This is a genomic window from Bartonella sp. AP57NXGY (assembly GCF_042195805.1).
Classification (GTDB): domain Bacteria; phylum Pseudomonadota; class Alphaproteobacteria; order Rhizobiales; family Rhizobiaceae; genus Bartonella.
The window spans coordinates 1-647 of sequence record NZ_JBHIOZ010000568.1 but is presented as its reverse complement, the minus strand read 5'-3'; the positions used below and the strand labels follow the sequence as shown (position 1 = coordinate 647).

At 35.7% G+C, this 647-nt stretch carries 2 protein-coding genes; one reads left to right on the top strand and one right to left on the bottom strand.

Annotated features, from left to right (window positions below; genetic code table 11):
• The coding region (locus tag ACFIL8_RS12080; RefSeq protein ID WP_375690020.1) for an MFS transporter at positions 1–173 on the bottom strand (173 nt) is incomplete at its 3' end.
• A 313-nt stretch (positions 174–486) separates the two neighbouring features.
• On the opposite strand from ACFIL8_RS12080, the gene rpsO reads away from it, so the two are divergent.
• Positions 487–647, top strand: a 161-nt coding sequence (gene rpsO, locus ACFIL8_RS12075) for a 30S ribosomal protein S15 (RefSeq protein ID WP_375690018.1), incomplete at its 3' end; no start/stop codon positions are given.

Here is a 647-nt window from a genome sequence, read left to right as displayed (position 1 = left end):
GTTGTGGCACTTTGAACTAGCCCAACCATGGAATGCGAAGAACTAATCAACGCCATTAACCACCCTGCTCCAACAGCCTGTATCAGCCCCCCTAAATTAGAAATAAGAGTCGATGACCATAAATTTCGAAATACCGAATTATGAAAAAGTTTTAATGTTGAAATGCTCTGCATCTTTTCCCTCCAAATCGGTATTTATCACTTTTGTTACCACATACATGCTCATAATCTTTGTATCAAAAGGATGCATAATTCTTTAAAAACTTCTCATAAAACTCTATTTAAATCAATACTTCAAAACAAAAGCTTTTATTTAAAGAAAGACTTCAAAATGCTGTCAAGGACTAGTATTTTAACCTTCTTTCCTATATAAGAACGAAAATAGGTAAGAGTCTTCGACTTTTCCTGTTTTCTCACAGACCCTTGCTGAACGACATCTCGGCTATGGGTGGCTTTATGTTTCTTCGTTTTTGGAAAGGATAATACGATGTCGATTACAGCTGAACGTAAAAAAGCTCTTGTCGCAGAATACGCAAACAAAGTTGGTGATACAGGATCACCAGAAGTGCAAATTGCTGTACTTTCTGAACGTATTTCTAATTTAACAAACCACTTTAAATCTCACAAAAAAGATAATCATTCTCGTCG